The organism is Cognatilysobacter terrigena (assembly GCF_004361065.1).
GTDB lineage: Bacteria > Pseudomonadota > Gammaproteobacteria > Xanthomonadales > Xanthomonadaceae > Cognatilysobacter > Cognatilysobacter terrigena.
On sequence record NZ_SELT01000001.1, the window covers coordinates 32,050 to 51,886 of the forward strand.

At 68.5% G+C, this 19,837-nt stretch carries 19 protein-coding genes; 17 read left to right on the plus strand and 2 right to left on the minus strand.

What is annotated here, in order from left to right; all coding sequences use genetic code 11:
- The first annotated feature begins 3 nt into the window (after positions 1 to 3).
- Positions 4 to 735, plus strand: coding sequence for a hypothetical protein (locus tag EVS83_RS00200; RefSeq protein ID WP_166636727.1), 732 nt, complete (start codon positions 4 to 6; stop codon positions 733 to 735).
- 66 nt (positions 736 to 801) lie between these two features.
- On the opposite strand, the gene EVS83_RS00205 is transcribed toward EVS83_RS00200, so the two are convergent.
- Entirely contained in the window at positions 802 to 2,862 is a 2,061-nt protein-coding gene (locus tag EVS83_RS00205; RefSeq protein ID WP_133498359.1) for a 3-hydroxyacyl-CoA dehydrogenase NAD-binding domain-containing protein, read from the minus strand.
- Positions 2,863 to 3,060: 198 nt separating this feature from the next.
- Between EVS83_RS00205 and rpoE the strand changes: the two genes are divergently transcribed.
- From rpoE to recO, 9 genes are all read left to right on the plus strand, one after another.
- Positions 3,061 to 3,684 (plus strand): RNA polymerase sigma factor RpoE, encoded by a 624-nt coding sequence (rpoE, locus tag EVS83_RS00210; RefSeq protein ID WP_133498926.1) that lies wholly within the window; start codon positions 3,061 to 3,063, stop codon positions 3,682 to 3,684.
- Positions 3,681 to 4,517: a sigma-E factor negative regulatory protein gene (locus EVS83_RS00215; RefSeq protein WP_133498361.1), complete on the plus strand. Its 837-nt coding sequence runs from the start codon at positions 3,681 to 3,683 to the stop codon at positions 4,515 to 4,517. The genes rpoE and EVS83_RS00215 overlap by 4 nt, the downstream gene beginning before the upstream one ends.
- A 61-nt stretch (positions 4,518 to 4,578) precedes the next feature.
- Complete coding sequence (locus EVS83_RS00220; RefSeq protein WP_133498363.1) at positions 4,579 to 6,087, plus strand: DegQ family serine endoprotease; 1,509 nt, start codon at positions 4,579 to 4,581, stop codon at positions 6,085 to 6,087.
- Between the two features lie 94 nt (positions 6,088 to 6,181).
- Positions 6,182 to 7,972, plus strand: coding sequence for a translation elongation factor 4 (gene lepA, locus EVS83_RS00225; protein WP_133498366.1), 1,791 nt, complete (start codon positions 6,182 to 6,184; stop codon positions 7,970 to 7,972).
- A 94-nt stretch (positions 7,973 to 8,066) separates the two neighbouring features.
- A complete protein-coding gene (gene lepB / locus EVS83_RS00230; protein ID WP_133498367.1) occupies positions 8,067 to 8,864 on the plus strand; it encodes a signal peptidase I in 798 nt (265 codons plus the stop codon).
- 34 nt (positions 8,865 to 8,898) lie between these two features.
- Positions 8,899 to 9,273 (plus strand): DUF4845 domain-containing protein, encoded by a 375-nt coding sequence (locus EVS83_RS00235; RefSeq protein ID WP_133498369.1) that lies wholly within the window; start codon positions 8,899 to 8,901, stop codon positions 9,271 to 9,273.
- 2 nt (positions 9,274 to 9,275) lie between these two features.
- Positions 9,276 to 9,953 (plus strand): ribonuclease III, encoded by a 678-nt coding sequence (gene rnc / locus EVS83_RS00240; RefSeq protein WP_133498371.1) that lies wholly within the window; start codon positions 9,276 to 9,278, stop codon positions 9,951 to 9,953.
- Positions 9,954 to 9,999: 46 nt separating this feature from the next.
- The gene (gene era / locus EVS83_RS00245; protein WP_133498373.1) at positions 10,000 to 10,896 is read left to right on the plus strand and encodes a GTPase Era; all 897 of its coding nucleotides are present in this window, start codon (positions 10,000 to 10,002) and stop codon (positions 10,894 to 10,896) included.
- Between the two features lie 43 nt (positions 10,897 to 10,939).
- Positions 10,940 to 11,686, plus strand: a complete 747-nt coding sequence (recO, locus tag EVS83_RS00250) for a DNA repair protein RecO (RefSeq protein ID WP_133498375.1) — start codon at positions 10,940 to 10,942, stop codon at positions 11,684 to 11,686.
- A 132-nt stretch (positions 11,687 to 11,818) separates the two neighbouring features.
- Here recO and EVS83_RS00255 read toward each other — a convergent pair whose 3' ends face one another.
- Positions 11,819 to 12,538, minus strand: coding sequence for a response regulator transcription factor (locus tag EVS83_RS00255; protein WP_166636728.1), 720 nt, complete (start codon positions 12,536 to 12,538; stop codon positions 11,819 to 11,821).
- A gap of 34 nt (positions 12,539 to 12,572) precedes the next feature.
- Here EVS83_RS00255 and EVS83_RS00260 point away from each other — a divergent pair, with 34 nt between their 5' ends.
- From EVS83_RS00260 to EVS83_RS00290, 7 genes are all read left to right on the plus strand, one after another.
- On the plus strand, positions 12,573 to 14,591 hold the full coding sequence (locus EVS83_RS00260) for a translocation/assembly module TamB domain-containing protein (protein ID WP_166636729.1): 2,019 nt from the start codon (positions 12,573 to 12,575) through the stop codon (positions 14,589 to 14,591).
- A 71-nt stretch (positions 14,592 to 14,662) separates the two neighbouring features.
- Positions 14,663 to 15,289 (plus strand): DUF1318 domain-containing protein, encoded by a 627-nt coding sequence (locus tag EVS83_RS00265; protein WP_133498381.1) that lies wholly within the window; start codon positions 14,663 to 14,665, stop codon positions 15,287 to 15,289.
- A gap of 131 nt (positions 15,290 to 15,420) precedes the next feature.
- Positions 15,421 to 16,743: a 23S rRNA (uracil(1939)-C(5))-methyltransferase RlmD gene (gene rlmD / locus EVS83_RS00270; protein WP_133498383.1), complete on the plus strand. Its 1,323-nt coding sequence runs from the start codon at positions 15,421 to 15,423 to the stop codon at positions 16,741 to 16,743.
- Positions 16,744 to 16,825: 82 nt separating this feature from the next.
- Positions 16,826 to 17,311, plus strand: a complete 486-nt coding sequence (locus EVS83_RS00275) for a CYTH domain-containing protein (RefSeq protein ID WP_133498385.1) — start codon at positions 16,826 to 16,828, stop codon at positions 17,309 to 17,311.
- 70 nt (positions 17,312 to 17,381) lie between these two features.
- Entirely contained in the window at positions 17,382 to 18,377 is a 996-nt protein-coding gene (gene nagZ, locus EVS83_RS00280; RefSeq protein ID WP_133498387.1) for a beta-N-acetylhexosaminidase, read from the plus strand.
- Position 18,378: 1 nt separating this feature from the next.
- Entirely contained in the window at positions 18,379 to 18,948 is a 570-nt protein-coding gene (locus EVS83_RS00285) for a hypoxanthine-guanine phosphoribosyltransferase (RefSeq protein ID WP_133498389.1), read from the plus strand.
- A gap of 69 nt (positions 18,949 to 19,017) precedes the next feature.
- The gene (locus EVS83_RS00290; protein ID WP_133498391.1) at positions 19,018 to 19,803 is read left to right on the plus strand and encodes an S-methyl-5'-thioinosine phosphorylase; all 786 of its coding nucleotides are present in this window, start codon (positions 19,018 to 19,020) and stop codon (positions 19,801 to 19,803) included.
- Positions 19,804 to 19,837: the final 34 nt, after the last annotated feature.

A 19,837-nucleotide genomic window follows, 5' to 3' on the forward strand; every position in this document is an offset into this window, starting at 1 on the left:
CGCATGCGGACGCATCGCGCCCTGCATCGTCTTTCCACCCTCATGGCGATCGGCCTGGTGTCGGTCGCGTGTGCGCGGGTCGACGCGCCACCTGCGGGCTCGACGTCGCCTCCCGCGCCCTCCGCGTCCGCGCGGCAGCCCCGCGCACCGCGCGCCGGTGCGGATGCGCCCGCAGCGCGCGATGGCTCGACATCGCGTCCGGTCGATCGGCTCGAAGACGTCGCGACGTCCGCCGACACCTACGACACGTTGCGCGTTCGCTACGGCGACGCCGCCCTCGCCCGCGAAACCTTCCACGGCGCCGAAGGTGCCGAAGCGCCGGGCTGGGTGCTGTTTCCCGATGAGCCTGCGCGACGTATCGAGGTTTGGTTGAACGACGCTGGCGATCACCCATCGGCGCTCGCGATCCGCGGCGCGTCGACGTGGCAACGCGCGGACGGCGTGCGGATCGGCCTGACGACGCTGCAACTCGAGAAGTTGAATCGACGCGCGTTCGAGTTCGCCGGTTTCGGCTGGGACTACGGCGGCGTCGTGACCGACTGGAAGGGCGGCACGCTGGCGCACGACGGTCGCTTCGCAGGCCCGGTGACGCTCTGCGAACCCGCGAATCCGCCCGAGGGTTATCCCACCGGCGATGGCGCCTTCATGTCGGACTCGGCAGTGGTGCGCAAGCAGCCGCCAACGGTGTGCGAGTTCGGTGTCGACCTCAGCGATGCATCGAGCGCGTCGCGCTGACGCATCGCCGCATCACCCACTCATGGCGAGCCGCCGCACCGATCCGATGCGACGGCTCGACGCCACTTACGCCCGCAGCGCCGGGTGATCCCAACCCGGCCGCGGTGCGAACCGCGCGCCGTGTTTCGCTTCGAGCGCACGCAGGCGCTGCAGCAGCACGTCGACGCCGGTTTCGCGGATGTACTGGATCGGGCCGCCGCGGAACGGCGCAAAGCCTGTGCCGAAGATGACGCCCGCATCGAGCAGATCCGCGTCGGCGACAACGCCATCGTGCAGGCACGCGACCGCTTCGTTGAGCAGCGGCAGGATCAGTCGATCCTCGAGATCGTCCGGCGCGACGTAGCCCTGCGGAATCTGGGGCTTGATCGCCTTGCCGTTCTCCCACTTGTACAGGCCCTGGCCGTCCTTCTTGCCGCGCGCACCCGGCTGCGGCGGCGTGGCGAGCGCCGCGGGAATCGGCAGGCCGAGGAACGGCGCAAGCTCCCGACCGACGCCCGCAGCGACGTCGAGACCCACCGTGTCGACGAGTTCGATCGGACCCATCGGCATGCCGTAGTTCACCGCGGCCTTGTCGATGACCGGCCCCGGGATGCCTTCCGAATATGCGGTTGCCGCTTCGAGCATGTACGGGAACAGCACGCGATTGACGAGGAAGCCCGGCGTGCCGGCGACGGGCACCGGGAACTTGTCGATCGCGCGACAGAAGCCCGCAAGACGTTCGCCGGTACGCGGGTCCATCCCGTCGTGATGGATGATTTCCACCAGCGGCATCAGCGCGACCGGATTGAAGTAGTGCAGGCCCGCGAACTGCGCCGGGCGATGCAGGCCTTCGCGCAATTCGTTGAGCGGAATCGACGACGTGTTGGTCGTCAACAGCGCGTCGGGCTTCATGCGCGGCTCGACGTCGCCGTACAGCTCGCGCTTCGCGTCGGGCCGCTCGATGATCGCTTCGATCAGCAGGTCGCAATCGGCCACGCCGACGCCTTCGACATCGCTGCGCAGCCGCGCGGCGACTTCCGGACGCTTGCTCTCGTCCCGGACGCGCTTTGCGAACAGGTCCGATGCACGCTGCATCGCCGCGTCGACGAAGCGCTGCTCGCGATCGGCAAGCGTGACTTCGAAGCCCTTGTAGGCCGACCACGCCGCGATATCGCCACCCATCACGCCGGCGCCGACGACATGCACGCGCTTGATGCCGTGGTTTCTGTCGCCCTGCGATTTCAGGCGTTCCTGCAGGAAGAACACGCGGATCAGGTTGCGCGCCGTCGGCGTCGACGACAGTTTCACCACCGCGCGGCGTTCGTTGTCGAGCAACTGCTTGGTCGAGCCGCCGCCGCGACGCCAGCTTTCGATCAGCGCATACGGTGCGGGGTAGTGCGCCTTCTTCGCCTTGCGCGACACCTGCTTCACCAGCTGCGGTGCGATCGCCTGACGAGCAGGCCAGGTGTTCGTCGCCCAAGCGAGTGCGCGCTGCTGGAACGGACGTTCCGCACCGCGCAGTGCGAGCTTGATCGCGGCATCGATGAGCTGGTCGACGGGCACGACGCGATCGACCAGCCCCATCGCCTTCGCGGCCTTGCCGCTCACGGCGCGGCCGGTGAGCATCAGATCGAACGCGGCAGGTGCACCGATCAGTCGAGGTAGACGAACGCTGCCGCCCCAGCCCGGGAAGATGCCGAGCTTCACTTCGGGCAGTCCGATACGCGTCGATGCGTCGTCGCTCGCCACGCGGTAATCACATGCGAGCGCGATCTCCGTGCCGCCGCCCATGCAGAAGCCGTGGATCGCGGCGACGGTACGGAAAGGCAGGTCGGCGATGCGCTGGAATACGCGCTGGCCGCGTGCGATCGCATCGTTCACGGTGCCGCGCTGGTCGAAGACCTGGAACTCCTTGATGTCCGCCCCGGCGATGAAGCCGCTGGATTTCGCGGAGCGGATCACGAGGCCTTTCGGCGGTTCGAGCAGCAGCCGCTCGAGCAACGTATCCAGTTCGATGAGCACGTCCTGCGAGAACGTGTTGACGGAGCTTTCCGCCTTGTCGAACGACAGCACGACGACGCCGTCGTCACGGGATTCGGCGCGCCAGTGGTGCATGGGCAGGCCGTCAAAGCGGGAGGGGGCGGGCATGGAAAACCATCCGTTCACGTATGGAGCGACCGGCTATCATCCGGAGGTTGTTTCCCGTGCGTCAATCCGCGCCCCGTTCGGCGCCCCGCGCCCGCCGCGGACGATGAACTTTTCCGCGATGGCGTTGTCCCATTGCTCGGCGATGCCGGGCCGATACAGGAGTACCGGCCCGACATGGCCGAAGAGGAAGGGTCTGCAATGGAATCCGGCCCGGGGCGGGAGTCCCTGGACCGGGAGCTGGTCGAGCGCGTGCAGCGCGGCGACAGCTCGGCCTTCGACGTGCTGGTGCGCAAGTACCAGCATCGCGTGGTCGGTCTGATCGGGCGCTACGTGCACGACTGGAGCGAATGCCAGGACGTGGCCCAGGAAGTCTTCATGCGCGCGTATCGCGCCTTGGGGAATTTCCGGGGCGACGCCCAGTTCTCCACCTGGCTTCACCGGATCGCCGTGAATACCGCCAAGAATCATCTCGTCGCACAGAACAGACGACCGCCGACGGACGACATCGACGTCATGGACGCCGAGCAGTTCGATCACAGCTATCGCCTGCGCGACACGGATACGCCCGAGCACGAACTGCTTCGGCAGGAGATCGAGTCGACGGTGATGGCGGCGGTGAACCGGTTGCCGGAAGAATTGCGCGAAGCGATCACGTTGCGCGAGGTCGAAGGCCTCAGCTACGACGAGATCGCCGAACGCATGGGTTGCCCGATCGGCACGGTGCGCTCGCGCATCTTCCGTGCCCGCGAAGCGATCGACGCGCAACTCAAACCCCTTCTCGACCCCGAACGTGATGCCGGAGCCCGGGAGCGGCAGCGATGACGCCCAACGACCACAACGACCGTGAATCCCTCAGCGCGCTGTACGACGGCGAGCTTTCCGGCGAGGCGCGCCTGTTCGCGCTTCGTCGTCTTTCGCACGACGGCGGCTGGAAGGACGACTGCGGTCGCTGGCAGCTGATCGGCGATGCGATGCGTCGGCAGGCGCCGATCGCCGCGCCCGCGGATCTCGCCGAGCGCGTCCGCAGCGCGATGGCGGCCGAAGCGCCGTCGCTCGCGGTTGCGCCGGCGGTGGCGACCGTCGCGACGTCGAACCGTCGTCCGCTGCGTCTGTGGGCCGGTGGTGCACTCGCCGCATCGCTCGCGCTGGTGGCGGTCGTCGCGACGCGCGGCCCGCAGCCGGCCGTCGCGCCTGCGGCACCCGCGGTGGCAGCGGCATCCGCGCCGTCGAATGCGCAGGTCGCGACTCCGATTGCCACGCCTTCGGTTGAAGCGCCGGCGCTGGCTGCGACTGCAACCACTCCGGCAGATGCCCCGCCCGTGGCCCAGCAGTTCGCGGCCGTCGAACGTCCGCAGTCGCGTGCGCTGAGCTCGCGGCCGTCGCGTCGCGCGGCGACCGGCTCGCGCGGCGAAGCGACAGCACCCGCCGCCGTTGCCGTCGCCGCGTTCACACCGCCGGACGCCTCCAACCCGTTCCGCGTCCCGGCGAACGATTCGCTGACGTCGCATCCGTGGCCGCGCGCGGCGCTCGGCGGCAATGCCGCGCTCACCGCGAGCTACGGCACGACCGCCGACACTCGCGGCGACTCGCCGTCGTTCTACCCCTTCGAGCCCCGCCTGCACGGCGAGGCGACCGGTCAGGCCGTCACGCCCTGATCCGTTCTTCCGATACCCGGCCGGCCCCGCCGGCCCTCCGACCTGCTCCGAGGCCGATTCGATGAACCGACCGCTCCATACGCTTGCCCTCGTCGCCGCGCTGGCGCTGCCCGCGGCCTGCACGGCCCAGCAGCCGCAGCCCGCGGCGTCGCTGCCCGTTCCGTCGACCGCCCCGCCGGCGGTGCAGATGGTGTCCGGCCTGCCGGACTTCACCAACCTCGTGCAGCAGGTCGGCCCGGCCGTCGTCAACGTCAGTGCGGAGATCCGCGGCAGCAACAACCGCCGCCTGGCCAGCGAAGACGACGAGATCCCTGAATTCTTCAAGCGCTTCTTCGGTGAGGATCCGCCGGGCGCCGGTGGGCCGCGCCAGCCGCAGGGCCCGGACAACAGCCTGCAGGGCGTGTCGCTGGGCACCGGCTTCCTGATCTCCGACGACGGCTACATCCTCACCAACCACCACGTCGTCGACGGCGCGAGCACGATCACGGTGCGGCTGTCGGACCGTCGCGAGTTCAAGGCCAAGCTGGTCGGCAGCGACGAGCAGTCGGACGTCGCGCTGCTCAAGATCGAAGGCAAGGGCCTGCCCGCGCTGCGCACCGCGACCGATGCACCGAAGCCCGGCCAGTGGGTGGTCGCGATCGGCTCGCCGTTCGGCCTCGACCACTCGGTGACGGCCGGCATCGTCAGCGCGGTCGGTCGCTCGAACCCGTACGCCAACCAGCAGTACGTGCCCTTCATCCAGACCGACGTTGCGATCAATCGCGGCAATTCGGGCGGCCCGCTGCTGAACACGCGCGGCGAAGTGGTCGGCATCAACTCGCAGATCTTCTCGAGCTCCGGCGGCTACCAGGGCGTGAGCTTCGCGATCCCGATGGATCTCGCGGCGTCGGTCGTCCAGCAGCTGCGTACGACGGGCCGCGTCGCCCGTGGCCAGCTCGGCGTGCAGGTGCAGCAGATGACCTCCAGCCTTGCGAGCTCCATGGGCCTGCCGAGCGCATCAGGTGCGTTGGTCGCCGACGTGCTTCCGGGCAGCGCCGCGGCACGCGCCGGGCTGCAGCGTGGCGACGTCATCCGCTCGGTGAACGGTCGTGCCGTCAACGACTCGGCCGACCTCCCGCCGCTGATCGGCGCGCTGCCGCCCAAGAGCAAGGCGCAGCTGACCGTGATCCGCGAGGGCAAGACTGTGCAGATCCCGGTGGTGCTCGACGCGCTGAGCGTTGCCGCTGCCGAGGATGACAACGCACCGGCCGGCCCGCGGGCCACGACGCCCGAACCCGCCGCGAACGCCAGCCTCGGCATTGCCGTGCAGGACCTCACCGCCGCCGAGCGCAAGCGCATGGGCCTCGACGACGGTGAGGGTGTTCGGATCGGCCGCGTCGACGGCACGCCGGCGCGCGATGCCGGCCTGCAGCCCGGCGACGTGATCCTGCAGGTCGGTCGCACGGCGGTCGGCAGCGCGTCCGAACTGTCGCGCGCCGTGGCGTCGCTGCCGCGTGGCCAGGCGATCATGCTGCTCGTGCGTCGCGGTACGTCGACGCAGTTCGTCGCCGTCGACCCGTCGGAAGGCTGACGACTTCCGGGCGACCGCCGAACGCGGTCGCCCCGGGCCGGACCGGGGGCATGCGATAATCCCGCGTTATTTCGCCTTCGGTCCCGCCGTTTTCATGCAGCAGATCCGCAACTTCTCCATCATCGCGCACGTCGACCACGGCAAGTCGACGCTCGCCGATCGCATCATCCAGATCTGCGGCGGCCTCGAAGCGCGCGAAATGGAAGCGCAGGTGCTCGACTCGAATCCGATCGAGCGCGAGCGCGGCATCACGATCAAGGCGCAGTCCGTCTCCCTGCCGTACAAGGCGAAGGACGGGCAGACCTACTACCTCAACTTCATCGACACGCCCGGCCACGTCGACTTCAGCTACGAAGTCTCGCGTTCGCTGGCGGCGTGCGAAGGCGCGCTGCTCGTCGTCGACGCCGCGCAGGGCGTGGAGGCGCAGTCCGTCGCCAACTGCTACACGGCGGTGGAGCAGGGGCTTGAGGTCGTGCCGGTGCTCAACAAGATCGATCTGCCGACCGCGGACATCGATCGCGCGAAGGCGGAGATCGAAGCCGTCATCGGCATCGACGCGACCGACGCCGTCGCCATCAGCGCAAAGACCGGCCTCAACGTCGTCGACGTGCTCGAGGCGATCGTCCACCGCATCCCGCCGCCGCAGCCGCGCGACACCGACAAGCTGCAGGCGCTGATCATCGACTCGTGGTTCGACAACTACCTTGGCGTCGTGTCGCTCGTGCGCGTGATGCAGGGCGAGATCAAGAAGGGCGACAAGCTGCTCGTGATGTCGACGGGTCGCACGCACCAGGTCGACGACGTCGGCGTGTTCACGCCCAAGCGCAAGGTGCTGCCGGCGCTGCGCGCGGGCGAGGTGGGCTGGGTGACGGCGTCGATCAAGGACGTGCATGGCGCGCCCGTGGGCGACACGCTGACGCTGACGGCCGATCCCGCGCAGAAGCCGCTGCCGGGCTTCCAGGAAATGCAGCCGCGCGTGTTCGCGGGCCTGTTCCCCGTCGACGCCGAGGACTATCCGGACCTGCGCGAAGCGCTGGAAAAGCTGCGCCTGAATGACGCCGCGCTGCGCTTCGAGCCCGAGAGCTCGGAAGCGATGGGCTTCGGCTTCCGCTGCGGCTTCCTTGGCATGCTGCACATGGAGATCGTGCAGGAGCGTCTGGAGCGCGAGTACAACCTCAACCTGATCACCACCGCGCCGACGGTGATCTACGAAGTGCTGAAGACCGACGGTTCGATCGTCCCCATGGACAACCCGGCGAAGCTTCCGCCGGTGAACATGGTCGAGGAGATCCGCGAGCCGATCATCCGCGCGAACATCCTCACGCCGCCGGACTACGTCGGCAACGTGATCAAGCTCTGCGAAGAAAAGCGCGGCGTGCAGATCGGCATCAACTACATGGGCGGCCAGGTGCAGATCAGCTACGAGCTGCCGATGGCCGAGGTGGTGCTCGACTTCTTCGACAAGCTGAAGTCGGTGTCGCGCGGTTATGCGTCGCTCGACTACCACTTCCTGCGCTTCCAGGCCGGTCCGTTCGTGCGCGTCGACACGCTGATCAACGGCGACAAGGTCGATGCGCTCAGCATCATCACGCACCGCAGCCATGCCGACCGTCGCGGCCGTGACCTGACGGAAAAGATGAAGGAGCTGATCCCCCGCCAGATGTTCGACGTCGCGATCCAGGCGGCGATCGGCTCGCAGGTGATCGCGCGCACGACCGTCAAGGCGATGCGCAAGAACGTGCTCGCCAAGTGCTACGGCGGCGACATCACGCGTAAGAAGAAGCTCCTCGAGAAGCAGAAGGAAGGCAAGAAGCGCATGAAGCAGGTCGGCCGCGTGGAGATCCCGCAGGAAGCCTTCCTTGCTGTGCTGAAGGTCGACCAGTAATACAAGTGCCGTCGGGCAGGCCGGGGACTCGGGAACCCCGGCGGCCGTCCGCGATCCAAGCTCCCGTCACGAACATCCGTTTCCAGGGACTGCCATGCGCTGGTTCGAAATCGCTCTCGTCGTGCTCACGCTCGCCAGTGGTCTGATCTGGCTGCTCGACAAGCTGTTCCTCGCCAAGCGTCGCGCCGCGCGCGGTGGCCTGCTCGAAGACGCCGACGAGCCGGTGCTGGTCGACTACGCCAAGTCGTTCTTCCCCGTGCTGGCTGCCGTGCTGATGCTGCGCAGCTTCGTCGCCGAGCCGTTCCGCATTCCGTCGAACTCGATGATGCCGACGCTCCTCACCGGCGACTTCATCCTCGTCAACAAGTTCAGCTACGGCCTGCGCCTGCCGATCAGCAACCAGAAGGTCGTCTCGATCGGCGAACCGCAGCGCGGCGACGTCGTCGTGTTCAAGCCGCCGCACCATCCGGAGCAGGACTGGATCAAGCGCATCATCGGCCTGCCGGGCGACACGATCGCGTACCACGACCACCAGCTCTTCCTCAACGGCAAGCCGGTGACGGTGCAGCCGATCGGCGTCTACCAGGGCATCGGCAACGGCGCCGAGATGACCGGTGCGGAGGAGATGCAGGAAGCGCTGCCGGGCCGTCCGCACCATGTGCTCGAGCGCACCGACCTGTTCCGCACCGACGGCGACGGCGAGTGGACCGTCACCCCGGGCCACTATTTCGTGATGGGCGACAATCGCGACAACAGCGAGGACAGCCGATACTGGGGTCTGTTGCCGGAGTCGAACCTGCGCGGCAAGGCCTTCCTGATCTGGCTGAATTGCGAAGGCTGGTTCTGCACCGGCGCCTTCGACGCCTCGCGCGTCGGTACCGCCATCAAGTGATACTGTCCGCCTCACGGACTTTGGGGAGAGAGTCATGAGACGTCATCAGCAGGGTATGACCCTGGCCAGCTTCATCATCGTACTCGCGGTCGTCGGTGTGTTCGTCTACGTCGGCATGAAGCTGATCCCGATGTATTCGGAATACTTCTCGGTCAAGAAAGCGCTCGAAGGCATGGCCACCGACGCTGACATGGCGAACGCCGATCCTGCCAAGATCAAGGATCTGTTCTTCCGCCGCATGGACGTCAATTACGGCGATGACGTGAAGCCGGAGAATGTGACGCTCAAGCGTAAGGAAGCCGGTTGGGTCATGACGGTGGACTACGACGTGCAGCGTCCGCTGATCGCCAATCTCGACGTCGTGGGCCACTTCCACGCCGAGAAGGAATTCAAGCGCGTCGCCGACTGACGATGGCCCGCGCCATCGGCCATTCGTTTCGCGACTCCGCGTTGCTCGAACAGGCGCTGCGCCATCGCAGCGCCGGCGCGCCGCATAACGAGCGGCTCGAGTTCCTGGGCGACTCCCTCGTCAATCTGTTCGTCGCCGAAGCGCTTTACACACGATGGCCGAAGGTCGACGAAGGCGCGCTGACGCGTGCACGTGCCGAGCTGGTCCGTGAATCCTCGCTTGCGCAGATCGCCCGAGATCTCGACCTGGGCGCGAAGCTGACGCTCGGGCCTGGCGAGATGAAATCCGGCGGGCAGCGACGCGATTCGATCCTCGCCGACGCCGTCGAGGCGCTGGTTGCCGCGATCTACCTGGACACCGACTTCGATACCTGCCGGGCTGTCGTGCTGCCCTGGTTCGAGGACGCCATGGCCGCGTTGCCGCCGCCGAACAAGGTCGGCAAGGACGCGAAAACGCGCCTGCAGGAGTGGCTGCAGGGCCGCCAGCGGCCGTTGCCTGTCTACGCGCTGCTGTCCGAAGAGGGGGAGGAGCATGCGCGCGTGTTCCGCGTCAGCTGCACGCTGACCCAGCCCGACATCGTGACGGAAGGCGAAGGCACCTCGCGTCGCGCGGCGGAGCAGGTGGCGGCCGAAGCGGCGCTGGCGCGCATCGACGCGCTGCAGGGCGAGCGCAAGGGCTGACGCGCGTCTGCACGGCCCCACGGACGCGGGCCCGTACAATTCGCCCATGAACCCTGACACCCATCGTGCCGGCCACGTCGCCGTCATCGGACGCCCGAACGTGGGCAAATCGACGCTGGTCAACGCGCTGGTCGGCGCGAAGATCTCGATCACCTCGAATCGCCCGCAGACCACGCGCCATCGCCTGCTCGGCATCGCCACGTTCGAGGCCGGCCAGCTCGTCCTCGTCGACACGCCCGGCCTGCATCGCGAGCAGAAGCGCGCGATGAACCGCATGATGAATCGTGCGGCGCGCGGCGCGCTGGAAGGCGTCGACGCCGCCATGCTGGTCGTGCAGGCAGGGCGCTGGGACGATGAAGATGGCCTGGCGTACGACACGCTCAAGTCGGCCGGCATTCCGGTGGTCTTGGTGGTCAATCAAGTCGACCGCTTGAAGGACAAGACGGCGCTGCTGCCGTACCTCGCGAAGGTCAGCGAGGGGCGCGATTTCGCCGCCGTGCATCCGGTGTCCACGCTGAAGAAGCTCGGTCTCGAAGCGCTCGTGCGCGACACGCTCGCGCTCGTGCCCCAGCAGGACGCGCTCTACGGCGAAGACGAGATCACCGACAAGAGCCAGCGCTTTCTTGCGGGCGAGATGGTGCGCGAACAGCTGATGCGTCAGCTCGGCGACGAGCTGCCTTATGCGACGACCGTCGAAATCGAACGCTTCGAAGTCGACGGGGCGCTGCTGCGCATCGGCGCGGTGATCTGGGTGGAGCGCTCGGGCCAGAAGGCGATCGTGATCGGGAAGGGCGGCGAGCGCCTGCGCGAGATCGGTTCCAAGGCGCGACAGCAGATGGAGCGACTGTTCGACGCCAAGGTCTTCCTCGAAACCTGGGTGCGCGTGCGCGAAGGCTGGTCGGACGACGAAGCCGCGCTCAAGTCGCTTGGTTATCACGACTGACCGCGCCGCGATGACGCATGCATCGACGCCGCTGTAGTCGGACATGCGCTACGTCCAGGAAAACGCGTTCGTCCTGCATGCGCGGCCCTATCGCGAAACGAGCCTGCTGCTCGAGCTGCTGACCGCGCAGTACGGCCGCATCGGCATGCTCGCGCGGGGCGTGACCGGGCCGCGGCGGCAGCTTTTGCGCGCGGCGTTGCAGCCGTTGCAGTGGATCCGGTTTGACGCCGTGCAACGCGGAGAACTCGCGCAACTCGCGAATGCCGAAGCGGTCGACGCCGCGCCGCGCCTGGTCGGCGATGCCGCGCTCGCGGCGTTCTACATCAACGAACTCACGCTCCGGCTCGCACCGCGCCACGATCCGCAACCCGACCTGTTCACCGCCTACGCGCGCACGCGCGAACGTCTGCGCGCGGGCGAGCCGCTCGCATGGACGTTGCGTCGCTACGAACGCGATCTGCTGCAGTCGCTAGGTCTCGGTTTCGACTGGGCGTTCGACGGCGACGGGCAGCCGGTCGACGCCGCGGCGCGGTATCGCCTCGATCCCGAGCACGGTGCGCGGCGAATGCTCATCGATCGCGGCGCTGCGGACCGCAGTGATGCGCCGACGGGGCAGGCCTTGCTCGCCCTCGCGGAGGACGAGATGCCGGCGCCAGGCGATCTCGCGGCACTGAGGCGTGCGATGCGTCGTGTGCTCGAGCATCACGTCGGGCCGCGTGGACTGACGTCGTGGCAGATGCTGGGTGAGTTGTCGCGCGCCGGCGTAGGCGGGACATCAGCGGAGCCTTGAACCCCCGCAACGCCGCGGCCAATCAACGACCGCGTCGCGGCGCGTTGTGTAGCCAACCGATAGCGCGCTTGGCGCCGCCCGATGCGGCGCGCGCTTCGCCAATAGCGCGCAAACCGACGGGCGCCCGCGCAATCACGGAGATGGAAACGTCTCCACCGTCGCACGCATCACCGCATCGAAGGCAGCCCATCCGTCGCGCGGCTCCAAGGCGGCGAGCTGCGCGGCGGCTTGGCCCAGGCGGGTCGCGCCGACGAAGCCGCAACTCGCCCGCAGCCGATGCAGATGCGAGCGGATCTCGGTGCGATCGTCCATGTCGATCGCCTTCTGCAGCGACGCGTGCACGACATCCAGTTCGGTGCGGAACAGGCCGCGCAATGCATCGAGGTGGCCGTGATCGCCCATCAGCGCCGCGAGCGCGGCAGCGTCGTCCCAAAGCGGTGAGTCGCTGGTCGCCGCGACGGGCGCCTGGAGCGATGCATCCATGCCCAGCGCCATGCGCGCGGCGGCGACCGTTTCCGACGTCGACAACGGCTTCACGAGAACTTCGAGAAACCCCGCGGTCAGCAGTCGTTCGTGTTCCTCCGCTTCGCGCGCGGCGGTGTGCGCGATGGCGGGCGTCGCGAGCCCGTTCCGGCGAAGCGTGCCGAGCAGCGCATCCCCGCGGCCGTCGGGCAGGTTGGCATCGAACACCCAGAGGGCGTAGATCGACGTGTGCGCGAACTCGCGCGCGCGGGCGCAGTCGCGGGCGACGTCCACCTCCAGCGGGACGCGCGAGAGCGCGGCTTCCAGGAAGGCGGCGCTGACGGCGTCGTCCTCGACGAGCAGCGCGCGGGGGTGTCGATGGTCCGTCATCGGGGTTCGGCGTCCTGTCGGTATCCTCGTGGCGATGCCCATCGTACGCGCGATCGTCGCGGTGCTGCTGGCCGCCACGTTGCTGGCGGCCGCGCCTGCGCACGCGCGGTCGGCGCACGCACGCATCGCACGCATTACGCTGCCGACGGGCACGATGTCCGGCGTCCGCATCGACGTGGACTGGCCCGCCAATGCACCGCGAGGCGCACTACGCCTGCGTGCCGACCGCGTCGATGCGCCGGATCTCGGCTACCGCTTCTCGTCGCTCGACTGGCGCTGCGTGCTGCGGCGCGACGGCTGGAGCCGCTGGCATTGCGACGGGCCGGCCGTCACGCGCGAGGGCGGCATGCGCCTGCGCATCGACCTGTCCGACAGCGGCGTGGACGCGATGTTGGCGCGTGGCGCAAGCACCATCCACGTCGAGCGCGATCGCACCACGGGCGAGGCGACGCGCGTCGATCTCTCCGCGATTCCGCTCGCATGGATGCATGCGTTGCTCGCGAAGGCGTGGGCGGATGGGCAGCTCAAATCGGGCTCGGGTGATGCGCACTTGATGGTGACGACGCCGAACCACGACCTGCGCATCAAGGGCCCGCTGACCCTGCGCGACGTCGGGTTCGACACGCCGGACGGGACGATCGCGGCGCAGGGGCTCGACGCGAAACTCGACCTCGACATGACGCTGGGCGCGACCGATCGCGTCGCCTTGCGCGGGCGCCTCGGCGACGGCGAGCTGCTGTTCGGCACCGCGTATCTGGCACTCGCGGGCCGCATGGGCGATCTGTCGATCGATGCCGAGCAGCGCGGCGATTGCTGCTGGCGCATCCCGCGTTTCGACTGGCGCGACGACGGCGTGCTGCAGGCGAGCGGAGGCGCGGCGTTCGGCCCGGACGCCGCACTGCGCAGCCTGCAGGCCGACGTGCACAGCGCCGACCTCGCGGGGCTGAAGGCGCCGTATCTGACCGGCTGGCTGGATGCCGCGGGCCTCGACGACCTCGCGCTGCGGGGCCGTCTCGACGCGCATGTCGACCTCGGCGAACAGGGGCTGCGCGCAGCCGATGCACGACTCGCCGCCGTCGACGTCGATGACCCCAAGGGGCGCTTCGCCTTTCGTGGCCTCGAGGGCGACATCCGCTATTCCGCCGATGTGCCGGTCGACAGTGCGCTGCGCTGGAGTTCGGGCCACGTCTATGGCCTCGACTTCGGCGCGTCGACGCTGCCGATGCGCAGCGAAGCGGGGCGCATCGCGTTCGCGCAGCCCGTCGACGTGCCGATGCTCGGCGGGCGCGTCCGGTTCGACCACCTGTCCATCCAGCCGCCGACGGGCGACGCGGGCGCGAACGCGCAGTTCGGCCTCGACGTCGAGAACCTCGACATCGGCGAGCTCGCGAAAGCGCTCGGTCTGCCGGCATTCACCGGCCAGCTGTCCGGCCGCATTCCGAACGCGCACTACGCCGCGCAGCAACTCGTGTTCGACGGTGGCCTGTCGATGGCGCTGTTCGGTGGGCGCCTCGACGTGTCCGCGCTGTCGATGGAGCGCCCGTTCGGCGTCGCGCCGACACTCAGCGCCGACATCGCGTTCGACGATCTCGACCTCGAATCGCTCACCGGCGTGCTCGGCTTCGGCAGCATCACCGGCAAGCTCGACGGCCATCTCAACGGCCTGCGGCTGGTCGACTGGCAGCCGGTCGCATTCGATGCGCACCTGCGCACCGACAAACACGTGGGCGTGCGCCAGCGCATTTCGCAGCGCGCCGTGCAGGACCTCTCGAGCGTCGGCGACTCGTCGTTCGCGGGCGGTCTGCAGGCCCGGCTGATCGGCCTGTTCGACGACTTCGCGTACTCGGCGATCGGCATCGACTGCCGGCTCGCGGACGAGGTCTGCGAGATGGGCGGACTCTCGCCGCGCGGGCCGAACAGTTTCAGCATCGTCGAAGGTGGCGGCATACCGTGGCTCACCGTGATCGGCATCAACCGCCGGGTCGACTGGCCGACGCTGGTCGAGCGCCTGGTCGCGGTGGGGAAGGGCGAGGCCAAGCCGGTCGTCCACTGACCCCTGTTCACGTTTCGCCCCGCTTCACGCATTCTTCTGCACGATCGCCTCAACCGACTGGAGACCGTCCCATGCGCCGCTGGATGATGCTGCCGCCCCTCGCCGTCGCGCTCACCGCGTGCGTGACGATCAATGTGTATTTCCCCGCCGCGGAGGCGCGCGAAGCGGCGAAGCAGTTCGTCGAGAAGGTCATCGCGGACCCGAACGCCAAGCCGGTCGAGCCGGTGAAGCCGGGTGGTGGCAGCGCGTCGATCGAGACGCCGTGGAGCGAGCGCGCCGCCGCGACGCTGGCGCGCGTGGACTTCGCCTCGCTGGTCGGCATCGGCAGCGCGTACGCGCAGTCGTCGCCGGACATCACCATCAAGACGCCCGCGATCCAGGCGATCCAGGCGCGCATGGAGCAGCGCTTCGACAGCGACCTGCGCAAGGGCTTCGAGGCCGGAGCGCTCGGCTTCACCGCCGACGGCATGATCACCGTGCGCGACGCGTCCAAGCTCGCGCTGCCGGATCGCGTGTCGATGAACAAGGCGGTGGCCGACGACAACCGCGACCGCGCCGCGGTGTACCGCGAGGTCGCGGTCGCCAACGGCCACCCGGAGTGGGAGGCACGCATCCGCGAGGTCTTCGCGAAGCAGTGGATCGACAGCGCACGCAGCGGCTGGTGGTACCAGTCCGGCGGCGGCTGGAAGCAGAAGTAACGGTTTTGGGAGGCGCCCCGGGGCGCCGAACGGCGGCCCGCTTCGGCGGGCCGTCGCCTTTTGCGGAACCGGTTCAGGGCGGGCGGGGCGTTTCTGGGACAATGCGCGGCTGACTTTCCGTTGCGTGTGCCGTGGCCCGTCTCGATCTCACTCCGTTCCCCGTCGACATCACCGACCTCACCCATGACGGCCGCGGCGTCGCGCGCCTGCCGGACGGCAAGGCCGTCTTCGTCGCGGGCGCATTGCCCGGCGAGAAGGTGGTCGCCGTGCGCACCGCGCGTCATCGCTCGTTCGACGAAGCGCGTGCGGTCGAAGTGGTCGAGGCCGCGGCCGAACGTGTCGCGCCGCGTTGCGGCCACTTCGGCACCTGCGGCGGCTGCGCGCTGCAGCACTACGACGAAGCCAAGCAGATCGTCGCCAAGCAGCGCGTGCTGATGGAGAACCTCGAGCGCATCGGCCACGTCACGCCGAAGACCGTGCTGGAGCCGCTCGTGGACGCCGCATGGGGCTATCGACGCAAGGGTCGCCTGTCGGTGCGTCGCGTCGAGAAGAAGGGCAAGACACTGGTCGGCTTCCGCGAAGCCGATCCGCGCTTCGTCGCCGACATCGCCGAATGCCACACGGTGATTCCGGCGATCGGTTCGAGGATCGGCGTGATCTCCGCGCTCGTCGACAGCCTCGATACGCGCCGCGAAATCCCGCAGATCGAATTCATCGCCGGCGACGACGCGATCGCGCTGACGTTCCGTCACCTCGTGCCGCTCACCGAGGGCGATCGCGAGAAGCTCGCGGCGTTCGCTCGCGAGCAAGGGTTCTCGATCTACCTGCAGCCCGGCGGCATTGACAGCGTGCATCCGCTGGATCCGACCGAGCCGAAGCTCGCGTTCCGTCTCGAAGACTGGAACGTCGAACTCAACTTCCGTCCGCTCGACTTCATCCAGGTCAATGCAGGCCTCAACCGCCACATGATCCGTCGCACGATCCAGCTGCTCGATCCGCAGCCCGACGAGCGCATGCTCGACCTGTTCGCAGGCTGGGGTAATTTCACGCTGCCGCTGTCGCGCCATGCGCGCGAAGTCGTGGGCGTCGAAGGCGAGGCCGGCCTCGTACGCCGCGCGCGCGAGAACATCACGCACAACGGCATCACGAACGTCGAGTTCCATGCCGCCGACCTCGCGAAGGATCTCTCGGGCGAGCCGTGGATGCGCGAATCGTTCGACAAGCTGCTGCTCGATCCGCCGCGCTCAGGCGCCGACTTCGTGCTCGCGCACCTGCCGCTGAAGCAGTTCAAGCGCATCGTCTACGTGAGCTGCCATCCGGCGTCGCTGGCGCGCGACGCGGGCTTCCTCGTCAACGAAAAGGGTTGGACGCTGAAGGCCGCGGGCGTGATGGACATGTTCCCGCATACGGCGCACGTCGAATCGATCGCCGTATTCGAACCGCGCCGTGGATAAATCCGCAGCGCGGTCAATTTCAACGCGTCGCAACGCGGGAGAAACACCCGCTTCCTGGCTTCAGGTTTACGGAGACTTCGCCATGCCCCTCGAAATCGAACGCAAGTTCCTGGTGACCTCCGACGCCTGGCGCGCGCAGGCCAACCGAAGCGTCGAGATGGCGCAGGCCTACCTCAACGACCTCGCCACGCTCGACGCCGGTGCGATGAACGTGTCCGTTCGTGTCCGCATCCAGGGCGACGAGGCCTACCTCAACATGAAATCGCGCGAGCTCGGCACCACGCGCCAGGAGTTCGATTACCTGGTCCCGGTCGACGACGCACGCGCATTGCTCAAGCTCGCGGTCGGCGGGAAGATCGAGAAGGTGCGTCACTACGTCGACCTCGGCGGCCGCACGTTCGAAGTGGACGAGTTCCTCGGCGACAACGCCGGGCTGGTCGTGGCCGAGCTCGAGCTCGACGACGCCAATGCCGCTTACGAGCGCCCGGACTGGCTCGGCGAGGAGGTCACCGACCAGCCGCGCTACTACAACCTCGCGCTCGCCAGCCGGCCGTATTCGACCTGGTAACCCCGCCGCTGCGCGTCGACGCCGTCCGGGGCACAATGCCGGCCCGAATCCGCAACCGGAGTGTCCCCACATGCTCGTGATCGGCGTGGCCGGCACCGAACTCACCGCGCAGGAGCGCGACTGGCTGCAGCACGACGCCTGCGGCGGCGTGATCCTCTTCAGCCGCAACTTCGCGTCCAAGCAGCAGGTCGCCGAGCTGTCGCAGGCGATCCGCGAGGCCGCGCCGCGGCCCCAGCTGGTCTGCGTCGACCAGGAAGGCGGCCGCGTGCAGCGCTTCCGCGATGGCTACACCGCCTTCCCGCCGCTCGAGAAGTTCGACGAGCTCTACCGCCGCGATCCCGAAGGCGCGCTCAAGCTCGCGACCGAGCACGCCTGGCTGATGGCCAGCGAAGTGCGCGCGACCGGCGTCGATCTCTCGTTCGCACCGGTGGTCGATCTCGGCCGCGGCAACCGCGCCATCGTTGATCGTGCGTTCTCGGCGGATCCGCAGGTCATCGCCGAGTTCACCCGCGCCTACATCGACGGCATGCACGCCGCCGACATGGCCGCGACGCTCAAGCATTTCCCCGGCCACGGCTCGGTGCTGGAAGACACGCATTTCGACGAGGCGGTCGATCCGCGTCCGCTCGAGGAAATCCGCGCGCTCGACCTCGTGCCGTTCGCGGCCGGCATCGATGCCGGCGCCGACGCGGTGATGATGGCGCACGTCAAATATCCGGCCGTCGATCCCGATCCGGCGGGTTACTCGAAGCGGTGGATCGAGGACATCCTGCGCAAGGAGATGGGCTTCCGCGGCGTCGTGTTCTCCGACGACATCGGCATGGCCGCGGCGTTCTCCGCGGGCGGCATCAAGGCGCGCATCGACGCGCACCTCGACGCCGGCTGCGACGTCGTGCTCGTCTGCCATCCGGAGCTGGTGCCGGAATCGCTGGCCGCCGTCGAAGGTCGCAAGCTCAATACCGCGGCGATGGCCGCGCTCGTCGGTCGCGGCCCGTTCGGCTGGCGCGAACTGCTCGCCGACGATCGCTACAGCACGACCAAGCAGCGCATCGAAGGCCTCGCCTGACATGGCGCGCGACCTCGCCTGGGCGCTGGCCAACAGCGACCTGATCCACGATCGCGACACGCTCGACGGCGCGATCGCGCGCATGGCGCAACCCATTGCGGACGACTTCAAGGGCAGCGTGCCGCTGTTCCTCACGGTCATGCACGGCGGCCTGCCGTTCGCGGGTCGGCTAGCGATGGAGGTGGGCGCGCTCGGCGTCGACCTGCAGTTCGACTACCTGCACGCGACGCGCTATCGCAGCGGCACCACGGGCGGTGAGCTGACGTGGAAGCATCGTCCGGCGACGTCGCTCAAGGGTCGCCGCGTGCTGCTCGCCGACGACATCCTCGACGAAGGCCACACCCTGCGCGGCATCGTGCAGTGGTGCCGCGACGAGGGCGCTGCGGACGTGCGCATCGCCGCGCTCGCGGTGAAGCGTCACGACCGCTGCGTCGAAGGCGTCTGCGCGGACTACTTCGGCGTCGACGTGCCGGATCGTTACGTCTTCGGCTACGGCATGGATTTCCAGGAGCAGGGCCGCAACCTGCCGGCAATCTATGCGCTGACCGACGCCGCACTCGCCGAACTCTGATCGCATCGACGCCACGCCACGCCACGCGTCGCGCCGCCGCGCGTCGCATCGAAACCGACAGATACGCACATGAGCGACATCGCACTCGCCGTCATCGGCGGCACCGGCCTCTACAAACTCGCCGAGCTGCACGACGTGGAATCGCACGAGCCCGAAACGCGCTTCGGACGGGCATCCGGGCCCATCCGGATCGGCACGTTGGCCGGGCATCGCGTCGCATTCCTCGCGCGCCATGGCGAAGGCCATTCGTTGCCGCCGCACCTCGTCAACTACCGCGCGAACCTCGCGGCGTTGCAGGCCGTCGGCGCGACGCGCGTGCTCGCGCTCAACACCGTCGGCGGCATCACCGAGCGCTTCGGCCCGCGCGTGCTCGCGTGCCCGGACCAGGTCATCGACTACACCTGGGGCCGCATCTCGACCATCTGCGAGGGCGACGCCACTGGCGTCGCGGCAAGCGAGGTGCTGCACGTCGACTTCGGCGAGCCGTACACGCCGTCGCTGCGCACCGCGGTGCTCGCGGCCGCGCAGGCGTCCGGCGTCCCGCTGGTCGACGGCGGCTGCTACGGCGCGACGCAGGGCCCGCGCCTCGAAACGCGCGCCGAGATTGCGCGCATGCGGCGCGACGGCTGCGACCTCGTCGGCATGACCGGCATGCCCGAAGCCGGGCTCGCCCGCGAGCTGGGGCTCGACTACGCCTGCCTCGCGATCGTCGCGAACTGGGCCGCGGGCGCGGGTCCGCAGGTCGACGAAGTGATCACGCTGCAGGACGTGCTGGACAACGTCGCCGCGGCCTCGGCGCACCTGCCTGCGCTGCTCGGCGCCTTGCTCGACCGCATGTCCGACGCGTCCCGCTAGGACGATTGTCAACAGCCTGAACCGTTTTGCATAC

Bases quoted from the DNA above. Each gene is read 5' to 3' on its own strand.
- EVS83_RS00200 (WP_166636727.1), top strand. From the start codon at position 4: ATGCGGACGCATCGCGCCCTGCATCGTCTTTCCACCCTCATGGCGATC.
- EVS83_RS00205 (WP_133498359.1), bottom strand. From the start codon at position 2,862: ATGCCCGCCCCCTCCCGCTTTGACGGCCTGCCCATGCACCACTGGCGC.
- rpoE (WP_133498926.1), top strand. From the start codon at position 3,061: ATGGAATCCGGCCCGGGGCGGGAGTCCCTGGACCGGGAGCTGGTCGAG.
- EVS83_RS00215 (WP_133498361.1), top strand. From the start codon at position 3,681: ATGACGCCCAACGACCACAACGACCGTGAATCCCTCAGCGCGCTGTAC.
- EVS83_RS00220 (WP_133498363.1), top strand. From the start codon at position 4,579: ATGAACCGACCGCTCCATACGCTTGCCCTCGTCGCCGCGCTGGCGCTG.
- lepA (WP_133498366.1), top strand. From the start codon at position 6,182: ATGCAGCAGATCCGCAACTTCTCCATCATCGCGCACGTCGACCACGGC.
- lepB (WP_133498367.1), top strand. From the start codon at position 8,067: ATGCGCTGGTTCGAAATCGCTCTCGTCGTGCTCACGCTCGCCAGTGGT.
- EVS83_RS00235 (WP_133498369.1), top strand. From the start codon at position 8,899: ATGAGACGTCATCAGCAGGGTATGACCCTGGCCAGCTTCATCATCGTA.
- rnc (WP_133498371.1), top strand. From the start codon at position 9,276: ATGGCCCGCGCCATCGGCCATTCGTTTCGCGACTCCGCGTTGCTCGAA.
- era (WP_133498373.1), top strand. From the start codon at position 10,000: ATGAACCCTGACACCCATCGTGCCGGCCACGTCGCCGTCATCGGACGC.
- recO (WP_133498375.1), top strand. From the start codon at position 10,940: ATGCGCTACGTCCAGGAAAACGCGTTCGTCCTGCATGCGCGGCCCTAT.
- EVS83_RS00255 (WP_166636728.1), bottom strand. From the start codon at position 12,538: ATGACGGACCATCGACACCCCCGCGCGCTGCTCGTCGAGGACGACGCC.
- EVS83_RS00260 (WP_166636729.1), top strand. From the start codon at position 12,573: ATGCCCATCGTACGCGCGATCGTCGCGGTGCTGCTGGCCGCCACGTTG.
- EVS83_RS00265 (WP_133498381.1), top strand. From the start codon at position 14,663: ATGCGCCGCTGGATGATGCTGCCGCCCCTCGCCGTCGCGCTCACCGCG.
- EVS83_RS00275 (WP_133498385.1), top strand. From the start codon at position 16,826: ATGCCCCTCGAAATCGAACGCAAGTTCCTGGTGACCTCCGACGCCTGG.
- nagZ (WP_133498387.1), top strand. From the start codon at position 17,382: ATGCTCGTGATCGGCGTGGCCGGCACCGAACTCACCGCGCAGGAGCGC.
- EVS83_RS00285 (WP_133498389.1), top strand. From the start codon at position 18,379: ATGGCGCGCGACCTCGCCTGGGCGCTGGCCAACAGCGACCTGATCCAC.
- EVS83_RS00290 (WP_133498391.1), top strand. From the start codon at position 19,018: ATGAGCGACATCGCACTCGCCGTCATCGGCGGCACCGGCCTCTACAAA.